Source organism: Winkia neuii subsp. neuii DSM 8576, from assembly GCF_000420405.1.
In the GTDB taxonomy this organism is placed as follows: domain Bacteria; phylum Actinomycetota; class Actinomycetes; order Actinomycetales; family Actinomycetaceae; genus Winkia; species Winkia neuii.
The window spans coordinates 195,289-216,664 of record NZ_ATUW01000002.1 but is presented as its reverse complement, the minus strand read 5'-3'; the positions used below and the strand labels follow the sequence as shown (position 1 = coordinate 216,664).

General features: G+C 56.6%; 20 protein-coding genes and 1 tRNA gene. 6 read left to right on the top strand and 15 right to left on the bottom strand.

The window, feature by feature from the left end; genetic code table 11:
- Positions 1 to 122 precede the first annotated feature (122 nt).
- The 10 genes from G437_RS0102715 to G437_RS10865 form a co-directional block, all read right to left on the bottom strand.
- The gene (locus G437_RS0102715; protein WP_024331065.1) at positions 123 to 1,520 is read right to left on the bottom strand and encodes a GntP family permease; all 1,398 of its coding nucleotides are present in this window, start codon (positions 1,518 to 1,520) and stop codon (positions 123 to 125) included.
- Positions 1,521 to 1,531: 11 nt separating this feature from the next.
- Entirely contained in the window at positions 1,532 to 2,062 is a 531-nt protein-coding gene (locus tag G437_RS0102710) for a gluconokinase (RefSeq protein WP_024331064.1), read from the bottom strand.
- 103 nt (positions 2,063 to 2,165) lie between these two features.
- Positions 2,166 to 3,314, bottom strand: coding sequence for a pyridoxal phosphate-dependent aminotransferase (locus tag G437_RS0102705; RefSeq protein WP_024331063.1), 1,149 nt, complete (start codon positions 3,312 to 3,314; stop codon positions 2,166 to 2,168).
- 31 nt (positions 3,315 to 3,345) lie between these two features.
- Complete coding sequence (locus tag G437_RS0102700) at positions 3,346 to 3,690, bottom strand: DUF488 domain-containing protein (RefSeq protein ID WP_024331062.1); 345 nt, start codon at positions 3,688 to 3,690, stop codon at positions 3,346 to 3,348.
- A gap of 79 nt (positions 3,691 to 3,769) precedes the next feature.
- On the bottom strand, positions 3,770 to 5,794 hold the full coding sequence (locus G437_RS0102695; RefSeq protein ID WP_158237505.1) for a bifunctional metallophosphatase/5'-nucleotidase: 2,025 nt from the start codon (positions 5,792 to 5,794) through the stop codon (positions 3,770 to 3,772).
- A gap of 287 nt (positions 5,795 to 6,081) precedes the next feature.
- A complete protein-coding gene (locus G437_RS0102690) occupies positions 6,082 to 6,555 on the bottom strand; it encodes a GNAT family N-acetyltransferase (RefSeq protein ID WP_024331060.1) in 474 nt (157 codons plus the stop codon).
- Between the two features lie 119 nt (positions 6,556 to 6,674).
- Positions 6,675 to 6,812 carry a ClbS/DfsB family four-helix bundle protein gene (locus G437_RS11495; protein WP_208854302.1) on the bottom strand — a complete coding sequence of 46 codons (138 nt, stop codon included), beginning with the start codon at positions 6,810 to 6,812 and terminating at the stop codon, positions 6,675 to 6,677.
- A 275-nt stretch (positions 6,813 to 7,087) separates the two neighbouring features.
- Positions 7,088 to 7,163, bottom strand: a tRNA-Thr gene (locus G437_RS0102685).
- 63 nt (positions 7,164 to 7,226) lie between these two features.
- Positions 7,227 to 8,057, bottom strand: coding sequence for a DsbA family protein (locus G437_RS0102680; protein ID WP_024331059.1), 831 nt, complete (start codon positions 8,055 to 8,057; stop codon positions 7,227 to 7,229).
- 18 nt (positions 8,058 to 8,075) lie between these two features.
- Positions 8,076 to 9,683, bottom strand: a complete 1,608-nt coding sequence (locus G437_RS10865; RefSeq protein WP_162138732.1) for a serine/threonine-protein kinase — start codon at positions 9,681 to 9,683, stop codon at positions 8,076 to 8,078.
- Between the two features lie 225 nt (positions 9,684 to 9,908).
- Between G437_RS10865 and G437_RS0102670 the strand changes: the two genes are divergently transcribed.
- Entirely contained in the window at positions 9,909 to 11,030 is a 1,122-nt protein-coding gene (locus G437_RS0102670; protein WP_024331057.1) for an ABC transporter ATP-binding protein, read from the top strand.
- Positions 11,031 to 11,095: 65 nt separating this feature from the next.
- Here the strand turns inward: G437_RS0102670 and G437_RS0102665 are convergent, their stop codons facing one another.
- Positions 11,096 to 11,773, bottom strand: a complete 678-nt coding sequence (locus tag G437_RS0102665) for a uracil-DNA glycosylase (protein ID WP_024331056.1) — start codon at positions 11,771 to 11,773, stop codon at positions 11,096 to 11,098.
- An 87-nt stretch (positions 11,774 to 11,860) separates the two neighbouring features.
- Between G437_RS0102665 and G437_RS10860 the strand changes: the two genes are divergently transcribed.
- A complete protein-coding gene (locus tag G437_RS10860; RefSeq protein ID WP_024331055.1) occupies positions 11,861 to 12,466 on the top strand; it encodes a LytR C-terminal domain-containing protein in 606 nt (201 codons plus the stop codon).
- Between the two features lie 280 nt (positions 12,467 to 12,746).
- Positions 12,747 to 14,372 (top strand): chaperonin GroEL, encoded by a 1,626-nt coding sequence (groL, locus tag G437_RS0102655; RefSeq protein WP_024331054.1) that lies wholly within the window; start codon positions 12,747 to 12,749, stop codon positions 14,370 to 14,372.
- Between the two features lie 23 nt (positions 14,373 to 14,395).
- On the opposite strand, the gene G437_RS0102650 is transcribed toward groL, so the two are convergent.
- The 4 genes from G437_RS0102650 to G437_RS0102635 form a co-directional block, all read right to left on the bottom strand.
- On the bottom strand, positions 14,396 to 14,686 hold the full coding sequence (locus G437_RS0102650; RefSeq protein WP_024331053.1) for a WXG100 family type VII secretion target: 291 nt from the start codon (positions 14,684 to 14,686) through the stop codon (positions 14,396 to 14,398).
- A gap of 141 nt (positions 14,687 to 14,827) precedes the next feature.
- Complete coding sequence (locus tag G437_RS0102645; protein WP_024331052.1) at positions 14,828 to 15,868, bottom strand: HD domain-containing protein; 1,041 nt, start codon at positions 15,866 to 15,868, stop codon at positions 14,828 to 14,830.
- A gap of 98 nt (positions 15,869 to 15,966) precedes the next feature.
- Complete coding sequence (locus tag G437_RS0102640; RefSeq protein ID WP_024331051.1) at positions 15,967 to 17,460, bottom strand: sensor histidine kinase; 1,494 nt, start codon at positions 17,458 to 17,460, stop codon at positions 15,967 to 15,969.
- A complete protein-coding gene (locus G437_RS0102635) occupies positions 17,457 to 18,158 on the bottom strand; it encodes a response regulator transcription factor (RefSeq protein ID WP_024331050.1) in 702 nt (233 codons plus the stop codon). The genes G437_RS0102640 and G437_RS0102635 overlap by 4 nt, the downstream gene beginning before the upstream one ends.
- A gap of 262 nt (positions 18,159 to 18,420) precedes the next feature.
- On the opposite strand from G437_RS0102635, the gene G437_RS0102630 reads away from it, so the two are divergent.
- Genes G437_RS0102630 through G437_RS10475 form a run of 3 tightly spaced genes read left to right on the top strand, consistent with a single transcriptional unit; the run spans position 18,421 to position 21,370 of the window.
- Positions 18,421 to 18,963, top strand: coding sequence for a PH domain-containing protein (locus G437_RS0102630; RefSeq protein WP_024331049.1), 543 nt, complete (start codon positions 18,421 to 18,423; stop codon positions 18,961 to 18,963).
- The gene (locus G437_RS0102625) at positions 18,960 to 20,558 is read left to right on the top strand and encodes a PH domain-containing protein (protein WP_024331048.1); all 1,599 of its coding nucleotides are present in this window, start codon (positions 18,960 to 18,962) and stop codon (positions 20,556 to 20,558) included. The genes G437_RS0102630 and G437_RS0102625 overlap by 4 nt, the downstream gene beginning before the upstream one ends.
- Complete coding sequence (locus tag G437_RS10475) at positions 20,555 to 21,370, top strand: DUF2520 domain-containing protein (RefSeq protein ID WP_024331047.1); 816 nt, start codon at positions 20,555 to 20,557, stop codon at positions 21,368 to 21,370. Before G437_RS0102625 ends, G437_RS10475 begins: the two co-directional genes overlap by 4 nt.
- Positions 21,371 to 21,376 lie beyond the last annotated feature (6 nt).

Below are 21,376 nucleotides of genomic sequence, written 5' to 3'. Positions count from 1 at the left end.
CGCGTGTGACCAGGGGTTATAGCGGTAAAGAAAAATACACGCAAAATTCATTTAAGAATCCTGCGTGTATTTCTCTGATTAGATCTAGCTATTGCAATTTATTGCCGTATGGGGCAAGGGGGCTACACTCCCAGCGGTATCGCCAGAGCGAGGATGCATAGGAGCCCCGTCACCGAAAGAATCGTTTCCATCAGTGACCAGGTTTTAAAGGTCTCCCCAACACTCATGCCGAAGTATTCTTTGACGAGCCAGAACCCCGCATCGTTCACGTGGGAAAGGAAAACTGAACCCGCCCCAATTGCCAGCACCAACAGCGCTGTTCCCGCCGGCGGCAGTGTGGTGGCCATGGGGGCCATGATGCCGCTGGCTGTAATAGTGGCAACCGTGGCCGATCCAGTTGCCAGACGCACCGCCACGGCTACGATCCACCCGGCAAGCAAAATCGGCATCCCGAGCTGCTCAATCCACTGGGCTATAACCTGGGCAATGCCGGATTCGACCAACGTTTCTTTGAAGCCGCCTCCGGCCCCCACGATGAGCAAAATGGACGCGATCGGAGCAAGCGAAGACCCTACGAGCTTGTTTACTTCCGCGACGGAGCGCCCGCTTGCCCTCCCCAGTACCAGCATCGAATACAAGACGGTGAGCAAGAGGGCGACCAGCGGTTCGCCAACGAACTCGAAAGCCTTGTAAACAAACGAGGCTTCCGCCCCTCGCATAGCCATCTCGACAACTGTGCGCGCCAGCATAAGCACGACTGGGAGCAAGACTACCGAGATTGCCACCCCAAACGAAGGCCGGCTTCCGCCCTCGGTGGCAGGAGCATCCTCGCCCCCTAAAAGTGAATTAGCCCGGCGGGGTACCCAACGCACCATGAGCCGTGCCGCCAACGGGCCAGAAACGACAACCGTGGGGACCGCCACCAAAAGGCCCAGCCCCAAGGTCAATCCAATGTTTGCCTTTAAAGCATCGATGGCAATAAGCGGGCCCGGGTGCGGCGGAACCAGCCCGTGCAGGGCTGAAAGACCGGCCAAGGCGGGGATCCCAACGGCAATCACGGGCATCTTTGCCCGCCGCGCGACAAGCATCACCACCGGAATTAGTAGTACGATCCCAACCTCGAAAAATAGGGGAATGCCGACTACAAACGCAACCAGCGCCATAGCCCACGGCAACACCTTTGTTGAAGTGCTCGAGAGCACCGTGTCGACAATCTGGTCGGCTCCACCCGAATCGATCAACAACTTGCCGATTATGGCGCCGAAGGCGATAAGTACGCCCACGCCCCCAACGGTAGAACCCAACCCCTTAGTGAATGCGGCAAAAGTATCCGGAAGTGGAATCGCAGCAACGAGGGCCAGCACCGCGCTCCCTAAAGTTAGGGCTAAAAACGGGTGCATCTTGCGCCACACAATAAGCAGCACAATCGTGACTATTCCTGCCAGCGCTGCAATGACTAGCTGCGGCACTGAATTCGTGTGTGCAAGGCCGGAAGAGGCCGCGAAAAATAAACAGTTCATTAGATAACTTTCTAGAACGTGGTTTCTAGCAAGCTGCGCTCGCGCAAAGCCGCTATTACTGACTGCAGGGTTTCTTCTTTGGAACCCAACACGGAAATAGCGAGGCCGTCCTCGTCCTCGCCTAATTCCTGCAACGTTTCGAACTGGGAGGCGAGCATGCCCGGCTTCATGAAGTGCTCGCGGGTGGCCATCCTCTTAGAAAGGACATCCGCCGGAGCGTGCAGATGCACAAAAAATACTCTGCCGGGCCCCTGGCGCAGCAGGTCCCTGTAGCTGCGCTTCAGGGCCGAACAGGTAACAATCGTGGAAGAACCAGCTAGGGCATGTTCGGTCATCCAATTACGCATCTTTTGAAGCCAAGGCCAACGGTCCTCGTCGGTGAGCGGATGGCCTGCACTCATCTTGTCTATATTTGCCTGCGGGTGAAAATCGTCAGCTTCCGCCTCGGGCCAGCCAAGCCTTTTCGCCAACGCATCAGCAGCAGTAGTCTTTCCAGAACCAGCAACACCCATAAAAATTAGGTGAACAAGATCGTTACTCATATGTATCTCCCGACTTCGGCGTCCTTACGGACAATTTACTAGCCATGGCAAAAAAGAGGCATATTCGCCCGCATTTTTTGTGCAAAAGTGGCAAAAACCGCAGTTACTGGGCGCTCAATTCGTCCAAGCGCGCGATGAGTTTTGCGGCCCCCTCGGCAAACTGGCTGGGGCGGGGAAGTAGCGACAGACTGACAAAACCTGGGGTGGGCATGTCGAAAAAGTACCCCGGCTGGGCCGAAAGGCGGTATTTACTTATTAGGGATGTGACCAGCTCGTCCTCGTCAATCCAGGCGGGGAAGCGAAGCAGGGCGCTCCAGCCGCCCTCGGGCTCGTACAGGCTCACTACTCCCGTAGACGAGGCGTGCACCAGGCGGCGCAAAATGGCAAGATTTTCTGCTAGCCTGGCCCTAACTTTTTTGAGCTGGGCCGGAATCTGTGCCAACAGGCCTGGGATTTGAGCGGCGATAATTTCACTCATGGGCAGGTAGGCGTCGGCAATTGAATCTAGTTTTTCTAGTGCCCGGCTAACCTGGCTAGCGGGCCCGCTTACTTCCAGCCAGGCTACTTTCGCGTGCGGGGCAGCTAGGTTTTTGGAAAGGCCGTCGAGGGCGAAAGTAAGCACCTTTTCGGATCCCGCTATGCGCCTGCGCTCGCGGGAGATAAGTGGATAGTCAAAAAATACTTCGTCAGCGATTAGGGGAAGCTGGTGCGTGGCGCATATACGCTGCAGCTCGGCCAGTTCGGCGGGCCGCAAGTATGAGCCTGTGGGATTGTTGGGATTTATTGCTACGAGGGCGCGCGGGGAGTGGAGTTGCAAATACTGCTTGAGCCCGCCCAGGTCGGTCATCCACGTGCCATCCCAAGTGAGGTAGTAGTTGTCGACCTCGGCGTTTTCAAGTTGGGCAAGCTGATCGACCATCGGGTAGCCGGGCCGGGGGGTGAGGACGAAATCGCCGGGATCGCAAAACAGCTTCAGTAGCCAGGAATAGCCCTGTGACGTGGAACTGAGTAGATAAAGGCGATTCGGGTCGAGGGGCCGGCCCTCGCGCCGGGTTAGAAATGCGGCCAGCTGCTCGCGGGCTTTGCGCGGGCCCCTGGGGTCAGCCTGATAGACGCTAGGAAGCAGCGAGGGGGCCAGGCCGTGGCGGGTCGGATTGGAATCGCTCAGATTGGTTAGCGGGCCCGTTGCCTGCTGCTGCGCCAAGGAAATGGGGTTGGGAGAGGGCGAAGTGGCGCGAGCAGAAAATTTCATGCTCCCATCGTAGCCAGCCGGGCGGGCCCGGCTAAACTGCCCTGATTGCTTCGAGTAGCACGCGGGCGTGTGAATTTGCTACATCGCGCGTCGCCACCAGCAAGGTAACGGGTTCTTCGCCCGCTATTTTCGCTAGTTTTTTGAGGGCGGGATTCCCTTGCAGTTCCCCAAGATAGTTCTGTCTAAAATCAGTGTCGCTAATGAGCCCGGAATGCCAAGCTTTTCTCAGAGCCGTCGAAGGCGTTAGCTGCTTAGCCCACCAATCCATCTTCAAGGCGTCTTTGCGTATTCCGCGCGGCCAAAGCCGATCCACCAAAACGCGGTAACCGTCCTCGGAAGAGGGCGCGTCGTAGACACGCTTAATTTGGATGGCCAAGATACCTACCTTTCTGCCTCGGTGTCAGAAGGAGTACACCTTTATGTATCCCTTGGGAACGGGCGCATATTTTTGCCAACTAAAAGGCGTCCGAACTCCGCCAAAGCTTGCGGCACACCAATACTATGCCGCCAACTATTAGCACCGTTGCAAGGCCTGTAAATACGAGGGCGGGGGTGCCGGTGTTCGGGCCTTCTAGAGGCTTCGCGTTCGTATTGTTGCTGCCCTTCGGGGACTTGTGCGCTCCCGAAGCGGGTGAGTCTGCCACGGGAGCCTTGCCGGGAGTGGAAGCTGCCTGCACGCGTATCGGATAGGCAAATGCGTTGTTGCCGAAGCGCAGCCCGAGCGAGTAGTAACCGGTTTTTTCTACCCGCGGCACTGTAAAAGTGACCTCGGCGCGTCCGGTTTCGTCGAGACTGGGAACAACCTTGTTGTCGATTGGGGCGGCGCCCACCTTCTTCCCGGCAAATTCGATAGTAACCGTCTTAGCGTTTGGTTCGGAGGTGGTCCACGACAGAGACGACAACTTGAAGTGAGCAGTTTCGCCCGCCTTCAAGGTGCTTGGTCCGGTGATGCCAATCGATTTTTGGGTATGGTCCACCGCATAGTTGGGGTTAGCGGCAAGGAACTTATTGAAAGCGCCGAGGTCGTTCACGCCGGGAAGTTGAGTAAAGTTAGTGCCTTCGCGCAAGGCTGTATAGCCATCCCCGCCCTTCAGTAGGAAGGTGCCACCGGCCACCCGAACTTTTGAGGCAGTGTCGTTGCGGGCTAATTTCTTTCCATCTAAGAATATCCCTAATACTTTGCTGCCCAGTTTGGCCGTGGGGTCGAAGGTGTAGACAAAGTTGTTGGAGAAGGCGAGTTTCAGCATGGGGCGGGAGGCGCCCTCACCCTTCCACTGTTGTTCCACCAGTTGGTAAACCTGGGCCGGGGTGAGGTCGATAGTACCCATGTCCCCATTGAAAGGTTGGACGTTGTAGGACTCTTCGACGGTTACAACCCCGTCGTTGTTAGTATCCAATGCTGGGGCTCGCAAACCGCCCGCGTTCATGATCGCAAAGCTGGGCCGGCTGCCTTGAGTCTTCGCGTACTGGTAGAAGCCCTCCGCTATTAGGTTTCCCAAAGTGGATTCAGCACCCCGATTTTCACTTCCCCCAGTGTCTCCTTGTACTCCCCGCTTCGCGGGGCTGGTTATGGTTCCGATTTTTTCCTTGCCGAGTTCTGCGGCTCGTGCGGTAGCCCGGCGCACCATCGAGAAAATGGTTGGATCTGCAGCTGCAGCGGAATCTTTTGTGGCGTCCAGGACTTTTAGCATCTTAGAGCTGGATGAGGTGACCTTCTTAGTATTGGCGTCGACGGTAATTTCTATGTCTCCCAACAGCCGCCCGAAGCAATCGGGCTGGATGACGGGAGCTCCAGAAGCTGTTTTCGTAGTCTGGTTGGTGTGGGTGTGGCCCGCAACAACTGCATCGACATTGGCGCCTAAGCGGGCTGCGTCTGTGTAATCTTCGTGTAGGAGGGCAACCACCACGTCAGCTTCCCCGTTTTCTTCCTTGCCATCTTTTAGTGTTGCGGCGGAATTATCCAAAGCCGCGATTGGGTCGGAAATGCGCAGTCCTGCAAGGCCTTCTCGGTTTACCAGATTTGGAAGGTCAGAGGTAGTCGCGCCTATAAAACCGACCCGGACGCCCTCCTTGGTGGTTCGGATTTTGTAGGGGAGGATTTTAGAGCGGTCGAGACCCGAAATGTTTGAATTGACGAAGTCCCAGCTAACCTGCCCGAGCTGACGATCGACTATGTCGGAGTAGCCGCCGTCGAATTCGTGGTTGCCAAGCCCCGATACGTCAAGTCCCAGAGCTGAAACTATCTTCATAGTCGGTTCGTCTTTGGCTATAGAAGATACGTAAGTTGACCCGCCTACCGTATCGCCTGTGGACACGAAGAAGGTGTTAGGGTTTGCCTTGCGCAGGGCTTTAACTTGTTCGGACAAGTTTGGGGCCATCTCGATATGCCCGTGGAAATCTGTAATAGCAGCGATGTCGATTTTCACCCCGGCCGCCGCATGAGCGGTGGGGAAGGGCAGTGTTAGCAAGCCAAACGCCATTGAAGCGAGGGCAGGCAGACTAAATAAGAGGCATCTGAAGCGAAGCATAATGTTCCTCTGTGGCACCGGTAGAGACGATCACAAACTGCTGCCAATCTAGTGAAAGCATGTAAATAGGGGGTGAATCTCTGTTTACCTGTGGGCCAACCCAAGATAAGTTTGGCTTGCTTCGTGCTTAAAGCGCCACGGGGCGGCCAAGGCCCGTTTACGGGGCCTGTTAGCCGTCCTCGAAAGAATCTTCCGCGAATATGTTTAGGAAAAACGACGCTCTATCTTTAGAGTCATCTTTAATTACCTATGCTTGGGCGGCGCTTCATGTACAGGAGCGAGAATGGTCGTCCTTCTTCATCAATCTCGCTGCGTTTGTAAATACTAAATCCGTGACGTGAATAGAATTTCACCGCCAACGGATTTTCTTCGTTTACAGTTAACTCGGTTACGCCATAGTCCTTGATTGCTAGATTCAACAGCTTCGTACCAAAACCGGCACCGCGAAACGGCGCGGCAATAAATAGCATCTCGAGACGGCAGGCCTGTGCACCCATGAAACCAACCGCTCGCCCCTCCCGGTCCCTAGCCACCACTAAATGTTCTATTCCAGTAAACGCTTGCGGTAACACCTGCTTTATCTCGTCAATATCGGCCTCAGATAGAAACAGGTGACTCGCGCGTACCGAAGACACCCACACCTGAGCCAACTCGTCAATAAGATCTTCAGTCCGGTTCGCTGCACATGCCTCAACTAATGTCGCCTGTCCCATACCTTCACTGTAGTTAGGTGACCTATTCACAATTATTAGATCCGTGTGCAATGAAAAATCTTCTACCTAATCAAGTGACAGCGCTAGAACGCGCTGGGCTGCTTTAAACGTAGAAAGTGCTAATCAGAAACAGAACAGGCTGCCAGTTTCTTCCATTTGCGGATCTTGGTGCGGAACGTGGTGAACGGGGCGACCGTGTTGATATGCACCCATTTCCATACTGGCCAGGCTGATGGGGGGGGGGGGAAGAAGCTCACGCCCGCTGACCCGACTCAAACTAATCTTCCGCGAATTCCCCGAGGAAAAGACTCCCGCGTTTAGCAATCTCTACTTGCAGCTCAGTGCCGGATTCATACGATCTCCCCGCGCACTTCCTTGCGAAACTGCCTTAAAAATACCGTCCGTTAGCGGGTTCAATGACAAAACAGCATTTTACAGGGGGGCGCGATACGGGCTAACGCAGTCGATTTTCGCACCCCTAGGGGGCATACTCGCTAACGCAAACGCTTACCTATCAAATCCAGCGTCTATGTGGAGCCACCTGTCAGACTCGAACTGACGACCGTCCGCTTACAAGGCGGGTGCTCTACCAACTGAGCTAAGGTGGCTGGGCAAGGACTAGTTTTACACATAACCTTCCCCAATGCGAAACTGGCTCGATATTGGCTAGCTCACTTTGTTGCTTGCTCCAACATGTCCTTGAACGATTTGGCCTGAATTACTTTCCCGTCACGCACGAGCATAGGGGTTCCATATGACTTCTTGTCGGTGAGCCCCGAATTCACCCAATCCTTAGTCCACGCCTGCAACGTATCTTTAGTCTTATCCACGTCAAACGAATCGATAACTGCCTGGTCTATTCCCTGCTCTTTAGCAACCTGAGCGACCTCTTTTTTGCCCTCTTCAATACTGGTCAAAGAGGATTCGGCCCGCCCTTCCTTAGCGTCTTTCAAAACTTGGTCGGTCAGGGCGAAATGCAGGTCAACAAACTTCTGGGGCTGCTTAGAAGCAACCTGCAAAGCAGCGGTAGCAGCGGGGAAACCCCAGGAATAATGTGAGGACATGGTAACAACAGGCTTGAAAATCAGGTTGATCTTGCCATCCTTAGCTGCCTGAACCAGGTCGTGGCCAATAGCCTGTTCCAGATCCAGGCAGTGCACGCACACGTAGTCCGAATAAAGCTCCACGTTAGGCAGGCCCTTCACTCGCTTGCCCACCCCATCCTTAGAAAGGACTATGCCCTTGTTGGACTTGACCGATTGGGAATAACTGGCCCCGCCAGCCTTCGAAGAAGACTTCTTCGACCACAGCACGCCCCCGATGAGGCCAATGGCAACCAAAGCCGCAACCACAATGACCCCAATGGTTATATTCCTAGTGGTCCTGGCTTTTTGTGCCTTCTTGCGCTTCGCCTGAAGTTGCTGCTTAGCCTTCTCCAGGCGCTCGCGTTCTTTAGGGCTCATCTTTTCAGTTGCGGATTTCTTATTCGAAGACTTAGCCATATTGTTTCCTTTGCGAACCTACTGTGGGATCCAAATTCCAGACGTCGACAATAACGGTACAACTAGAAAGGCACTCGCGCCTAAGGCTAGCAGTCCGAGCAAGACCCGCACGGGGAAAGAAGTCAAAAATCGATCGGTGATAGCTCGCCCCCCTCGCCGGACTTTGCCCATGCCGGGCAGAACCCACCAGAGGAACGTGGCCCCCACCAAAAAGAGCCAAAACTCGGGTTCAGCCTGTAGCTGAGAAACCAGATTAGAAATATCTGCCGGATTTACCACCTGCACAGACAAACTGGCAAAGGCGCACGCGGACGCAACCGCCAAAGAAATAGTCCCCGCGAAAGCGACCCCCAACACATTTCGCAGCAAGTGCAAAGGAAGCCGAGCAAACGCACGGGGGCCGTCAGACCCCTCCGGGCCCCCACGAGGAAGCCGCACCGAATGGTAGAAGGACTGCTGGGAGCCAACCACGCCCTCGAAAACAAAAAAAGCCGCCAGCGCTGGAGCCGCCCCCAAACCCAAGCGGGCCATGAAAGCCGCCGCCAAACAGAGCAGACAAAATCCGAAAAAAGGGTGCATCTTTGCCGTGGAAGGCCGATAGGGGGCGGGCAGCGGCACCTGACCTTCCTGCGCCAACAAATCGGGGACTTCGCCCTGGGAAAGTCCCGGCGTAGCAACAACCCCCGGGGCGCCATAGGAAGGCAATTCCCCTGCAGCAGCTTGAAAAGCCTGCACCGGATAGGCCAGAGTTTTCGCAACCGGCTCCTGGGGGATGACGCTGGTTTCATCCGGGGCTAGAACCTCGGTCTCGGGAACCAGCAGCTGAGTTTGCGCGCCCTCGTCGATTCCTCTGCGCAACAGCTCAGTTACCTGGGCGGAATCAATTGGGCTGCGCGTGGGAGCAAGAGCGGACCTGAGCGCCCTCTGCACGCTAGGAGCAAGCCCGCGCACATCCGGGTTGCCCGTTCTGACCCGGGCTAGCACGGCCTCGATTGGGCCGTCCCCAAAAGGAGGGCGGCCGGTAGCCGCATGAACCAAAACTGCGGCCCACGACCACCAATCTGAAGCCGCATCGGGGCTAGCACCATCTAACACCCAGGGTGCCAAATACCCAGGGGTGCCGGTTACTAGCCCGGTTGACGTGAGCCGCTCGTCGCCAGCAGCCTGCGCAATACCAAAATCTATTAGCACGGGCCCCCGGGAAGACACCATAATATTTCCCGGTTTAATGTCACGGTGAATTACTCCAGCCTCATGTAGCTGCTGCAGTGCTGAGGCTAGCCGCTCAGCTAGATCGACCAAGTCTTCCCCGCTCCACGGCCCCGCCTCCTTGACGTCCTGAGCTAGGGTAGGCCCCGAAATAAACTCTGTGACAATAAAAGCGTCTGCGCCCTCGGTCTCTAAATCTAAAACGCGCGCAACCGCCTGGGAACGGACCTTGTTAATAGTGGCAGCCTCGCGCGCCAGCCGCTTGCGGGCAGAAACATCAGAACCCAAAAAGGAATGCAAAAGCTTGAAGGCAACCTCGTTGCCAGCGGGATCCTGCGCCAAATACACGGTTCCCGTGCCCCCAGCCCCAAGCTGGCGCAGCAACTGGTACCCGCCAATGTTTCGCAAAACTTCCACGTGCCAATGGTAATAGAGGCCGCCCCCAAATGAGACGCGCAGCAGGGGAAGCATCCCAAAAGACTAAAAGGTGAAATAGTGGGCCCAAAGGTTATGGAAACTCAGAAAAAGTGTGCGAAGATAGCTTCAGCGCTTTTTGCAATGAAAGCGTGTGTCAGCGAAGACACCTGACACTCCACTCGGATCGTCCGGCACGTACCTGCCGGTGGAGGGAATAATAGAAAAATGGCAACTGTAACCTTCGACAAGGCTACTCGCGTATACCCCGGGGCAACAGAACCGGCGGTAAGCGAACTGGACCTACATATCGAGGACGGGGAGTTCCTGGTTCTTGTTGGTCCATCTGGCTGTGGTAAGTCCACCTCACTGCGCATGCTCGCAGGGCTTGAGGATGTAAACGGTGGACGAATATTCATCGGCGACCAAGATGTGACCGACGTCCAGCCCAAGGACCGCGACATTGCAATGGTCTTCCAGAACTACGCTCTTTACCCCCACATGACCGTCCGCGAAAATATGGGTTTTGCCTTGAAGATCGCGAAGGTCGATAAAGCCGAGATCCGGCGCCGCGTTGACGAGGCCGCCCAGATCTTGGATCTAACCGAATACCTAGACCGCAAGCCGAAGGCCCTTTCTGGCGGGCAACGTCAGCGTGTGGCGATGGGTCGCGCAATCGTGCGCAAGCCCAAGGTATTCCTAATGGACGAGCCCCTTTCCAACTTGGATGCGAAACTGCGTGTGCAGACTCGTACCCAGATTGCCACCCTGCAGCGCAACCTGGGCGTAACAACCGTATACGTTACCCACGACCAGACCGAAGCGTTGACCATGGGCGACCGCATTGCGGTGCTCAAAGAAGGCGTACTGCAGCAGGTGGGCACTCCCCGCGAAATGTACGAACGTCCGGCGAACGCCTTCGTAGCTGGGTTCATCGGCTCCCCGGCAATGAACATCGGTACTTTCGAAGTGCAAGGTGACCACGCCGTGCACGGGCCCGCCCACGTCAAGCTATCCAGGGAGGCGATTGACGCTCTAGCCCCCGAGGACGGTGGCAAGATTCAGATCGGCTTCCGCCCCGAGGCGATGGAGGTGGTCGACTCTAATGACGAGGCCACCATTCCGCTCACTATCGACATGGTCGAAGAGCTCGGCTCCGATGCCTACATCTACGGTCACGTCGAGGGCGCCGAGGGCCTAGGTTCCGGCAACGATTCGGACGCTAACACCATGATTGTGCGCGTCCCACCGCGTACTGCCCCCGGGATTGGCAAGACCATCCACGTGCGCCCGCGCCCGGGCATGCAGCACAACTTCTCGGTATCTACCGGGCTGCGTCTACCCGACTAAAATTTTCAAACAAAAGGGTTGGGGGCAAGGTGAAAGCCTTTCCCCCAACCCTTAGTTAACGCCCGCTAGGGCAACTGCCAGTTGATCGGAGCTATCCCCAGGGACTCCAAGGCTGCATTCGCCCTCGAGAAAGGTCTGGAACCGAAGAAACCCCTTGAGGCCGAAAGAGGTGACGGATGAGGTGATTCGATACGGGGGTTGTCTCCAAGCTTGGGTGCTAACTTGCGAGCGTCAGCACCCCAAAGAATTGCTACAAATGGTTGCTCGCGGTTCACGAGTGCCGAAATAGCACATTCTGTTACCTCTTCCCAGCCACGCCCGCGGTGGGAGGCCGGGGCGCCGGGCCGTACCGTAAGGACGCGGTTGAGCAAGCAAACGCCCTGCTCGCACCAGGGAGTAAGATCCCCGGAGCTGGGTTGCGGCACATGGAGATCTTCGGTCAATTCGCGAAAAATATTCACCAGCGAGCGCGGCGGCTTCACCCCAGGCTGCACTGAAAAACTTAGTCCCATCGCGTGCCCGGGAGTGGGGTAGGGGTCCTGGCCAACAATCAGGCACTTCACCTTGTCAAAAGGGTAAGTAAAAGCCCGCAATACGTCGGTCCCAGCGGGAAGATACCCATTGCCGGATTGGATTTCGGAACGCAGCATCTGTCCCAGCTCATGCACTTTTCCTTCCACGGGGGCGAGGGCGCGCGCCCAGCCAGGGTCAATCAGTTCAGAGAGCGGTTTGGGTTCATTCATGTTTCTAGTTTCCTCTTTTACGCCCATTCTTGTGAATACTCCGCGCCATTGCTCCCCGGATTTGTCGCGAACAGGTAGTCTAAGCGCGTGAGCGAGAATAGCTATCCTGAAGATGAATTCGACCAGATCGGGCGCGACTTGCCTGCCGGGGTGCACCGCGCCCCCAGGTCCACTTTCTCGAAAGTGCTACCCTTCTTGATCGTCCTGATCGTTATGCCGTTACTCGCCTGGGGGGTGGTGGGTTTGGTAAAGCACAACTCGACTACCCCCTCGCCTAAAGCGCAGACCACAAGTCAACCTCCCAAAAAGAGCCAGCCTCCCAAGGCCTCTCCTTCGCCCTCGCCAACCGAGGAACCTAAGAAGGAGCAGGAAACCGAGGAGCCTAAGAAGGAATTCGACTCGGCGCAGGCTGCCAGCATTCCGGTGTCCGTATTCAACGTAGACGCTGGCAACGGGGTAGCTGGGGCCGCAGCACAGAAACTAATTGACTACGGTTTCACCGATTCTGCCGCGTCGAACCGCCCTGACGCCGTATTGGACCAAACCACCGTCTACTACGGTTCTGAAGATTTGGCCGAAGCAGCAAAGGCAGTGGGGGAGCAGCTGGGCATTTCTTCAGTGCGCCTAGCTCCCGACATCGTTGCAGAAAAGGGCCGCATCTACGTTTACATAAAGAGTGACTACCAGCAATAATTTGTGTTTTGAGGGAGCGCATCCGCTTTTTGCGGATGCGCTTTTTCGCTACTGGGCGAACCTAGCTGTAAACAAATAGCTCATCTTGCACTCTGGGGCTTAGAGTGCCAAACTTTAGTTAGCACTCCACCGGTGCGAGTGATAATCAGGTTGCTTATACCGGTGAGGCAAAGACCAATACAGGTGCTGCATGAGGCCAAGAGAAACCGGAAAGTCCGGTGGCTGTTGGCTGTCCGTCGCGGGCATGCACACCGCCAACCGTAGGTAGGAATAATCCACAATGGCAAAGATCATTAAGTTTGACGAGGAGGCTCGTCGTTCTATTGAAGCTGGCCTGAACCAGCTTGCCGACACTGTCAAGGTCACCCTTGGCCCCAAAGGCCGTAACGTTGTCCTAGACAAGAAGTGGGGCGCCCCCACCATCACCAACGACGGCGTGTCCATCGCGAAGGAAATTGACCTGGAAGAGCCTTTCGAACGCATTGGCGCCGAACTGGTCAAGGAAGTTGCCAAGAAGACCGACGACGTCGCTGGCGACGGCACAACCACCGCTACTGTCCTGGCACAGGCCATGGTCCGCGAAGGCCTGCGCAACGTTGTTGCGGGAGCAAACCCGATCGCGCTGCGTCGCGGCATCGACCAGGGCGTAGAGGCAGTAGTGCAGCACCTACTCGATTCCGCTAAAGAAATCGAGACCACCGAAGAAATCGCTGCAACTGCATCGATCTCTGCTGCTGATCCCAAGATCGGCAAACTCATTGCCGAGGCAATGGATATCGTTGGTGCAGAAGGCGTCATTACTGTTGAAGAATCTAACGCCTTTGGCATCCAGCTCGAGACCACCGAAGGTATGCGTTTCGACAAGGGCTACCTGTCCGGCTACTTCGTAACCGACGCGGACCGCCAGGAAGCCGTCCTAGAAGATGCCTATGTGCTGCTGGTGGAATCTAAGGTTTCCAACATCAAGGATTTGCTGCCCATCCTCGAAAAGGTCATGCAGTCCGGCAAGCCGCTGCTGATCGTAGCCGAAGATGTCGAGGGCGAAGCCCTAACCACTCTGGTCGTCAACAAGATCCGTGGCACCTTCAAGTCCGTTGCCGTCAAGGCTCCAGGATTCGGCGATCGCCGCAAGGCAATGCTGCAGGATATGGCTGTGCTGACCGGCGGCCAGGTCGTATCCGAGACCGTGGGCCTCTCGCTTGAAAACGTTGAGCTCGACATGCTCGGCAAGGCTCGCAAGGTTGTTGTCACCAAGGACGACACCACTATCGTCGACGGTGCAGGCGCCAAGGAACAGATCGACGGTCGCGTGGCCCAGATCCGCCAGGAAATCGAAAACTCCGATTCCGACTACGATCGCGAGAAATTGCAGGAGCGTCTGGCCAAGCTGTCCGGTGGCGTCGCAGTCATCAAGTCCGGTGCGGCAACCGAGGTCGAGGCCAAGGAACGCAAGCACAGGATCGAAGATGCCGTGCGCAACGCTCGCGCTGCCTCCGAAGAAGGCATCGTGGCCGGCGGCGGCGTAGCTTTGCTACAAGCTGCGGCCAAGGTGCTAGATAACTCCGACCTCGAGGGCGATGAAGCTATTGGCGCCCAGATCGTGCGTGTGGCTGCCGAAGCCCCGCTGGCCCAGATTGCCGACAACGCTGGCCTAAACGGCGGCGTTGTTGTCGACAAGGTACTCTCGCTCAAGGAAGGCGAAGGCCTGAATGCAGCAACTGGCGAATACGAAGACCTCATGGCAGCAGGCATTGCTGATCCGGTCAAGGTAACCCGTTCTGCACTGCAGAACGCTGCCTCGATCGCAGCTCTGTTCCTGACCACCGAGGCTGTAGTAGCTGACAAGCCGGAACCGCCGGCAGCTCCGGCCGCCGGTGGTGGCGACGACATGGGCGGAATGTACTAAACCGCTATTTTGTAGGGCCCGCGCTAGCTTGCGAACAGTGAGGTAGCGCGGGCTTCCGCATCCTCATAGGTGGCAGAAGCCGAAGAAAGTGCCTGTGAAATAGAATCCAATGCGGCCTCGACCTGGGCCTGTGCCGAGCGCCACTGGGTAGCTGCGGAACTGAAAGCCGCCGATGCGGCCCCCTGCCACTGCCCCTCCAACGCCCCGAGCTGGCCCATCATCAAAGCTACGTCCGAGCGTATCTGACCCGAAATTGTCGACACCTGCCCAGCAGCGGTAGCGATCGAAGCGGAATCTGCTGTAAAACGTGCCATGGTTTTCCCTCTCTGTAAGTTCCCAACTGGCAGCTACAGATTAGGTAAAAGCCCCAACAGATATGTTCCAAAAACCGCTTTGCTGTGGAAAACTGCCTTTAGCACGCCTGTGGAAAACTAAAGGCACTGCCGCGAAGGCAATTAATCTTGTTCGGGTGGCTTTTTCTCTTCCCGCTTCGGCACGGTATCGAGCACATCGATAGCAAGCTCCAAAGAGGAAGATAGATCCTCCTCAGCCTGCTCGCTGGAATCGGCCTCGTCCTCTTCATCCTCCAAAGCGCCCTCGTCAGGAGCCATCTGGGGGCTATCTTGTGTGTCCTCATCACTAACCACCGGAAGTTCGGCGGTAATTACCTCAGGCTCAGACACTGACTTGAGAGGGGCTACCCCCTTGATAACCCCCGTAGACGGATCATCCGAGCGATGCTGATAACGTTCAATCGCCTCATCATGTTCCTCAGCTGCATCGTTGGCCTCCCGACGCACGTCAGACTCCAAACACTCGAGCTCGGCATCCAAACGCGCCTCTTCGGCCTCCAAATTATTGCGTGCTACCGACTCCCAATCCTCGGCGAGCGGAGAGTTAAAAATAGCATTGCGGGCAAGTAGCTTTCGCACGATCCGGCGGCGAAAACGGCAGTACGAGGCAGCAGGCACGTGAGCGTATTCCTCACGCACCGCACGCACATAATCCCTGTAATCTTGCGGATCCGTAGCAAGCATGGACATATCCGCGTCCAACAAAACCTGCTGGTCCACATCGTCCGGGTACGACCTGTGGGATTTCATGGAAATAATCAGCCCACAAATGCGCTCGACCACAGACTCGTCAAGACCCGTTTTCTGCAAAATCTTAGCCGCAGCAGCCGAAGAAGCCACCTCGTCCTCGCCAACCGCGCGAGCATCGTCGCCCTCTTCATAATCAGAAAACACTATTCCGTGCAACCAGGCGGCCACACGCAACAAATCGGGATCGTGAGTGCACCCCTGCAACTCGTCAATACCTGTAAGAACAGCTACCAAATGGTTCACATTGTGATAGTGGCGGTTAGGGGAAGTCCACTTCACCAACAGTTTCTGAGCAAGCTCTTCAAGCTGGGCACGATCCAACTTCACGCCAATATTCGACATGGAACGTGCAAATGCGCCCGGAAGCCATTGCGGAGTTTCAGCAGAAGTCATAAACAACCTCAAAAGACTACGATGACACCGGTAAGCTTATGCCCCAAAACGCAAAATATCCCAACTATTAGCCTCCGGAGTGGTGAATATTGCTTTAATTAGCGGGTAGGTAAGTACAGCCTAACCGTCAAACCGCCGCCCTCAGTAGTGCGCAACTCGGCGCTGCCCTCGTGCGCTTTCGCAATCGCGCTAACAATCGCCAGCCCCAAACCAGAACCCCCAGTATTGCGCGTACGCGAAGTATCCGAGCGGTAAAAACGCTTAAACACGTTGGCCCTCTCGGCCTTCGCAATACCCGGGCCGTGATCGCGAACCTCCAAAATTGCCATGCCCCCGCGGGTTCCCACAGCAAATTCTACCGGCGAACCCACAGGAGTGTATCGTGTCACATTTCCAACTAGGTTGGTTAAAACCTGCGAAATTTGGTTGCGATCAACGTGCGCCCAAACCTCCCCGGGCCGATCCGGCGACGTCAAAGAAACGATAGAAGTCGCCCTCTTCCGATCCAACGCCTTCAAATCGGCAGAAGCATGCTCGAGTAACTGCACCAAATCTACGTCCTCGAGCTTGAGCTTGCGCCCCTCGTCCAAACGCGCCAATTTGAGCAGATCCTCCACCAGCTCGCTCATGCGGGAGGCCTCAGACTCAATGCGCCCTATCACGTCGCTAACCCCTTCGCTGGGAACCCCGCCCATGCGGTACAGCTCCCCATACCCGCGAATGGCCGCCAGGGGGGTGCGCAGCTCATGTGAAGCGTCAGAAACGAACTGGTGCATCTTCTTTTCGGAAGCGGCACGGGCTGAGAAAGAATCCTCCAGATGGGTGAGCATCTGGTTTAGCGACTGCGAAAGCGAACCAATTTCGGTGCTAGGAGGTTCGTTCTCCACGCGCTGGGTCATGTCCCCAGCTGCAATTTTGCCCGCCACAGATTCAATTTCACGCAGCGGGCGCAACGAACGACGCACTAGATAGTAGGCCGCGCCGGCCCCCGCCATCACGATGAGCAGCGACGAGAAAAACAGGTACAGCGAAGTGCGGTAAATTGTCTGCGAAACTCCTGCCAGGGGAAGGGCTACTGTCGCTACCCCCACCGGCGCGGAATCGCGGTAAATAGGGACAGCGACCGCCCTCCAGGAAACGCCGATCTTCGAAGAAGGGACCGTGATCGGCTGCGTCATTTGCGAACTGGAAAGCTGGTTAAACGTCAGTAGCTGGCCCGGCTGCGGTTCGCCGAACTGCTCCCGCGTTGCAGGAGTGATAATAGTGCGCTTTTTGTCCACTCCAAATTGCATTCGCACGTAGTAGTGGGAGGGCAACTCGGGGTTGGTTTTTACCTCGAGCGAGGGCGAAAACGAGGCAAGCTGGCGTTGTGCAGTAGAAATCAGCTCATGGTCGACTTGACCGACCAAATGGGACTGCAAGATACCAAGCATCGAGGCACCAGCAAGTACCAACCCAACGGTAATTAGCGAGGTAGTAACCGTTACTAGGCGGAAAGTAAGCGGTGTCGAATGCCAACGCAGTCGCAGATTTCGAAGGAGGGCGACGTCCGCTTCTTCCTTTTTGGGCCTCCGCGTGTGCGAGCTAATCATTCTTCACGCATGATGTAGCCGACGCCGCGTCGAGTGTGGATTATTTCGCCGCTCGAACCGGGCACGTCGAGCTTGCGGCGGAGGTAGGAAATGTAGGATTCAACGATCGCGGCCTCCCCGTCCCAATCGTATTCCCACACGTGATCCAGGATCTGCATTTTTGATACCACGCGGCCTTCGTTGAGCATAAGGTAGCGCAGTAGTTTAAATTCTGTGGGGGATAGGTCTACGAGGGTGCCTGCGCGGTGAACTTCGTGGGCGTCCTCGTCAAGGGAAATGTCGCCGACGCGCATGGTGGATTCCTCGGGGGAGGCCGGTTTGGTGCGGCGCAAAATGGCACGTATTCGGGCGACAACTTCCTCGAGGCCGAATGGTTTTGTAACGTAGTCGTCTCCGCCTACGGTCAGGCCTTGAATCTTGTCTTGCATGTCGTCGCGAGCGGTCAGGAAGAGGACGGGCATTTGGAGCCCCGCTTCGCGCAGCTGCCGGGTTACGGCGAAGCCATCCATGTCGGGCATCATCACGTCTAGGACTATTAGGTCGGGGCGGTAGTTCTTTGCGGCACGCAGGCCGGTGGCGCCGTCCTCGGCAACTTCTACGTCGAAACCCGCGAATCTGAGCGAGGAGGCTAGTAGGTCGCGGATGTTCGGTTCGTCGTCTACAACGAGCAGTTTCGCTTCCGACTGGTTTTTGTCCATGCTTAGATTTTACCTAAGCACCTGAATGGTTGCTGGATGCTTCCTGGGTGGATAGTTGGATGCTGGCGCGTTTTCTAGCTCTGTGTTCGCTGGGGGAGGGCAAGTACGTTTGTGCAGGTGAAGGCCCCGCCCCCTCCTCAAATTAGTGAACGTACACTTAAAAGTAGTGGTTGGGATTGGCGGGGGAAATAGTGAACGTACACTTAAAAAACGGGGGTGGCAGAGACTTGCAGGGGCCCGCCACGTCGCCAATACTGGACACATGAGCCAGACAGAACAAAATAGCATCAAACAACCCACACGAGCGGAAGGGCAACCTGCCGGCGACCCCTTCAACCCGCCCGGCGCGCAATTTCGCCCCGTGTCAATGAGACTTTGGAAAGCCCGCCTCGCCGGCGCCCTAATCGTCCCAGCAATAGCTCTAATAGCCGCAATCGTCACCGCGGTAATCACCAAAAGCATCGTCGCCTGGATCGTCGTAGCAGCCGTAATTGCCTTCGGAATCTGGCTAACCTGGCTCATCCCCCGCCAAGTCCGCGCAATCGGTTGGGCAGTAACCAACGAAGAACTCCTAATCCGCCGCGGCATCATGTTCAAATCCTTGTGCGCCGTCCCCTACGGGCGCATGCAATTCGTAGACGTAAAAGAAGGCCCCCTGGACCGGTGGATGGGTATCGCCTCGGTTGAACTCCACACCGCCTCCGCTACCACCGACGCCGACATCCCAGGCCTACCCAAAGAGGACGCAAACCTCCTGCGCGACCGCCTGTCCGCCCTCGGCAACGCAGAGATGGCAGGACTATGACACCCCAACAAACCACACAAACCGCCCCCCAAAGCTCGGCAAACGAAGTACGTGAAGACCAATGGCGGCGCGTGCACAAACTTTCGCCACTACTGAACAGCGGCGCAGCCCTAGGCGCCCTCGTGGGTGTTTTCGCCCTCAACAATGTCAAACAGCTATCGGAATTAGCTGGAACTATCTCCCACCGTTTTTCAGCATTGGGGGCAACCGCAGTAACGCTAGGGGCCATAGTGGTGGTTTTTGCCCTCATCGGGGGCCTAATGTTCTGGCAGTGGCGCAACACTTACTTCGCCATAACAACTAAAGCGGTCCATTTCCGCCACGGCATATTCTTCAAAGCTCACAGGCGCGCCCCACTCGACCGCATCCAATCGGTTGACATCTCTCGCCCTCTGCTAGCGCGCGTTCTGGGACTGGCTGAACTCAACGTCGAAACTGCCGGAGGTGCCGACTCCCACGTAAAAATAAAATATTTGGCAGTGGGCGAGGCCGAGGACGTACGCCGCGAAATTCTCCACCAAGAAGATGCCGCCCGCCCCAACGAGGACGAAGCCCCAAGCCGGGTGCAGGAGGTAGAAGATTCCGGCGTGGCCCATTCAGGCATACTCGGGAAAGCATATTCGGGCCCGAACTTCCAGCCGTGGAAACTTTACGAACTGGACTTGCCAATATTTTTGGGAGGCCTAGTCCGGTCAATAGGAAATATTGTTGCCGCCCTGGTAGTGATAGCAGCCCTGGTTGCCGCCGTAGTTGGCGCCTCCATTTTTGGATCGGGGGAACTAGCGGTTGCACTCGGAGGCGTTGGCGCGATTATCAGCCTCGTTGCAGCGGTTGCGGCAGTGGGGTCTGTAATCTGGACTCGAGTTAATTCGGAGTATGGGTTTGCTGCCTCAGTAACCCACTCGGGCATCCGCATTACCCGCGGTCTAACTAAACAGGTGTCCCAGACCATTCCACCAGGGCGAATTCATGCAGTTCGGCTGCGCCAACCTTTGCTATGGCGTTCTAAGGACTGGTGGCGTGTCTCGGCTCTGCAGGCCGGGGTGGGATTGTCGGCGAAGTCGTCAGAAGATTCCACCGGCAACGGAGGTAAAGGTGAAGTCACTCTTTTGCCCACCGGCACACGTGACCAGGCACTGCGCGCCCTCTGGCTGGTAGTACGCGACCTGGGGGTAGAAAATCCAGACGAATTTTTAGAAGAAGCCTTAACTGGCAGCGGCGAAGGCAAATATTTTACCCCGGTGGGACGCAAGGTACGCCTGTTGGACCCGCTCACCTACAATCGCAAATCTGTGTTCATCACCGATACGGTGGTGGTGGTGCGCGACGGGCGAATCACTCGCCATCTAGACATAATCCCGCACGAACATGCTCAGTCAGTCACCGCCGAACAGGGCCCGCTCGAACGGCGCTTGAAGGTAGGCAACATGAATCTGGACGTGGTTCCCAATGCCATGGGCATCGGAAAGGTCAAGCACCTAAACCAGCGGGTGCTCGCCGAGGCCGTCTTGCAGCAGGCTGAGCTCGCCCGTCTTCGCCGCGGCGAGGAACCAATGGCCGACTGGCAGGCCCGAATGGCGAAGGCGTCCGCATGAACACAGCCCAATCCCGTCTGCGCGTGGCAGTCGTTGGGGCAGGCAAGGCGGGCTGCGTGCTCGCCTCAGCGCTGCGCGCAAGCGGCCACCAAATCGTAGGGGTTACCCCCGCCTCCGACATGGACCGGGTTGAGGCAATGTTGCCGGGGGTGCCCGTCCTCGACGCCGACAAACTGGTCCCCACGGCCGATCTGGTGCTGCTGACTGTGCCCGACGAACTCATTGGCCAAGTGTGCACCGGTCTAGCCGACCTCGGAGTATTAAAAACCGGGCAACTTATAGTGCACGCGGGTATGGCGGGCCTGAGCGCACTCTCCAGCGCCGCCCCGGCCGGAGCCCTTCCCCTTGCAATACACCCGGTCGTCTCGCTCACCGGCACTTCTATTGACCTGTCCCGGCTGCAAGACCGTCCCATAATTGTTTCCGCCCCCGCGCCTTTGCTGCCTATCGCTCAGGCACTGGCGGTTGAACTTGGTGGCAATCCCATTCCAGTTGGCGAGGCCGACCGCCCGCTGGTAGCTGCAGCCCTAACCCATGCTGGAACACACGTGAGGACTGTACTCGCGCAGGCAAAGGCGTTGTTGGCGGCAGGGGGAATCGAAAATCCCGAGGCGATCTTGGATTGCCTTTCCGAGGCACCGTCCTCTCAGCGTATCGCGGCCTCGGAGGCGCTCGAAGCGATCAATAAGGCCGAAAGTGCCGCCCTCGCGCTGCAAATGGATCCCGACAATGTGGAGCTTGCGCCAAATATGGGGGGCATCGCCGAAACGTATAAGCTGCTATCTGAACAAAGTGCAATTCGCGCTAACTAGGGAAAG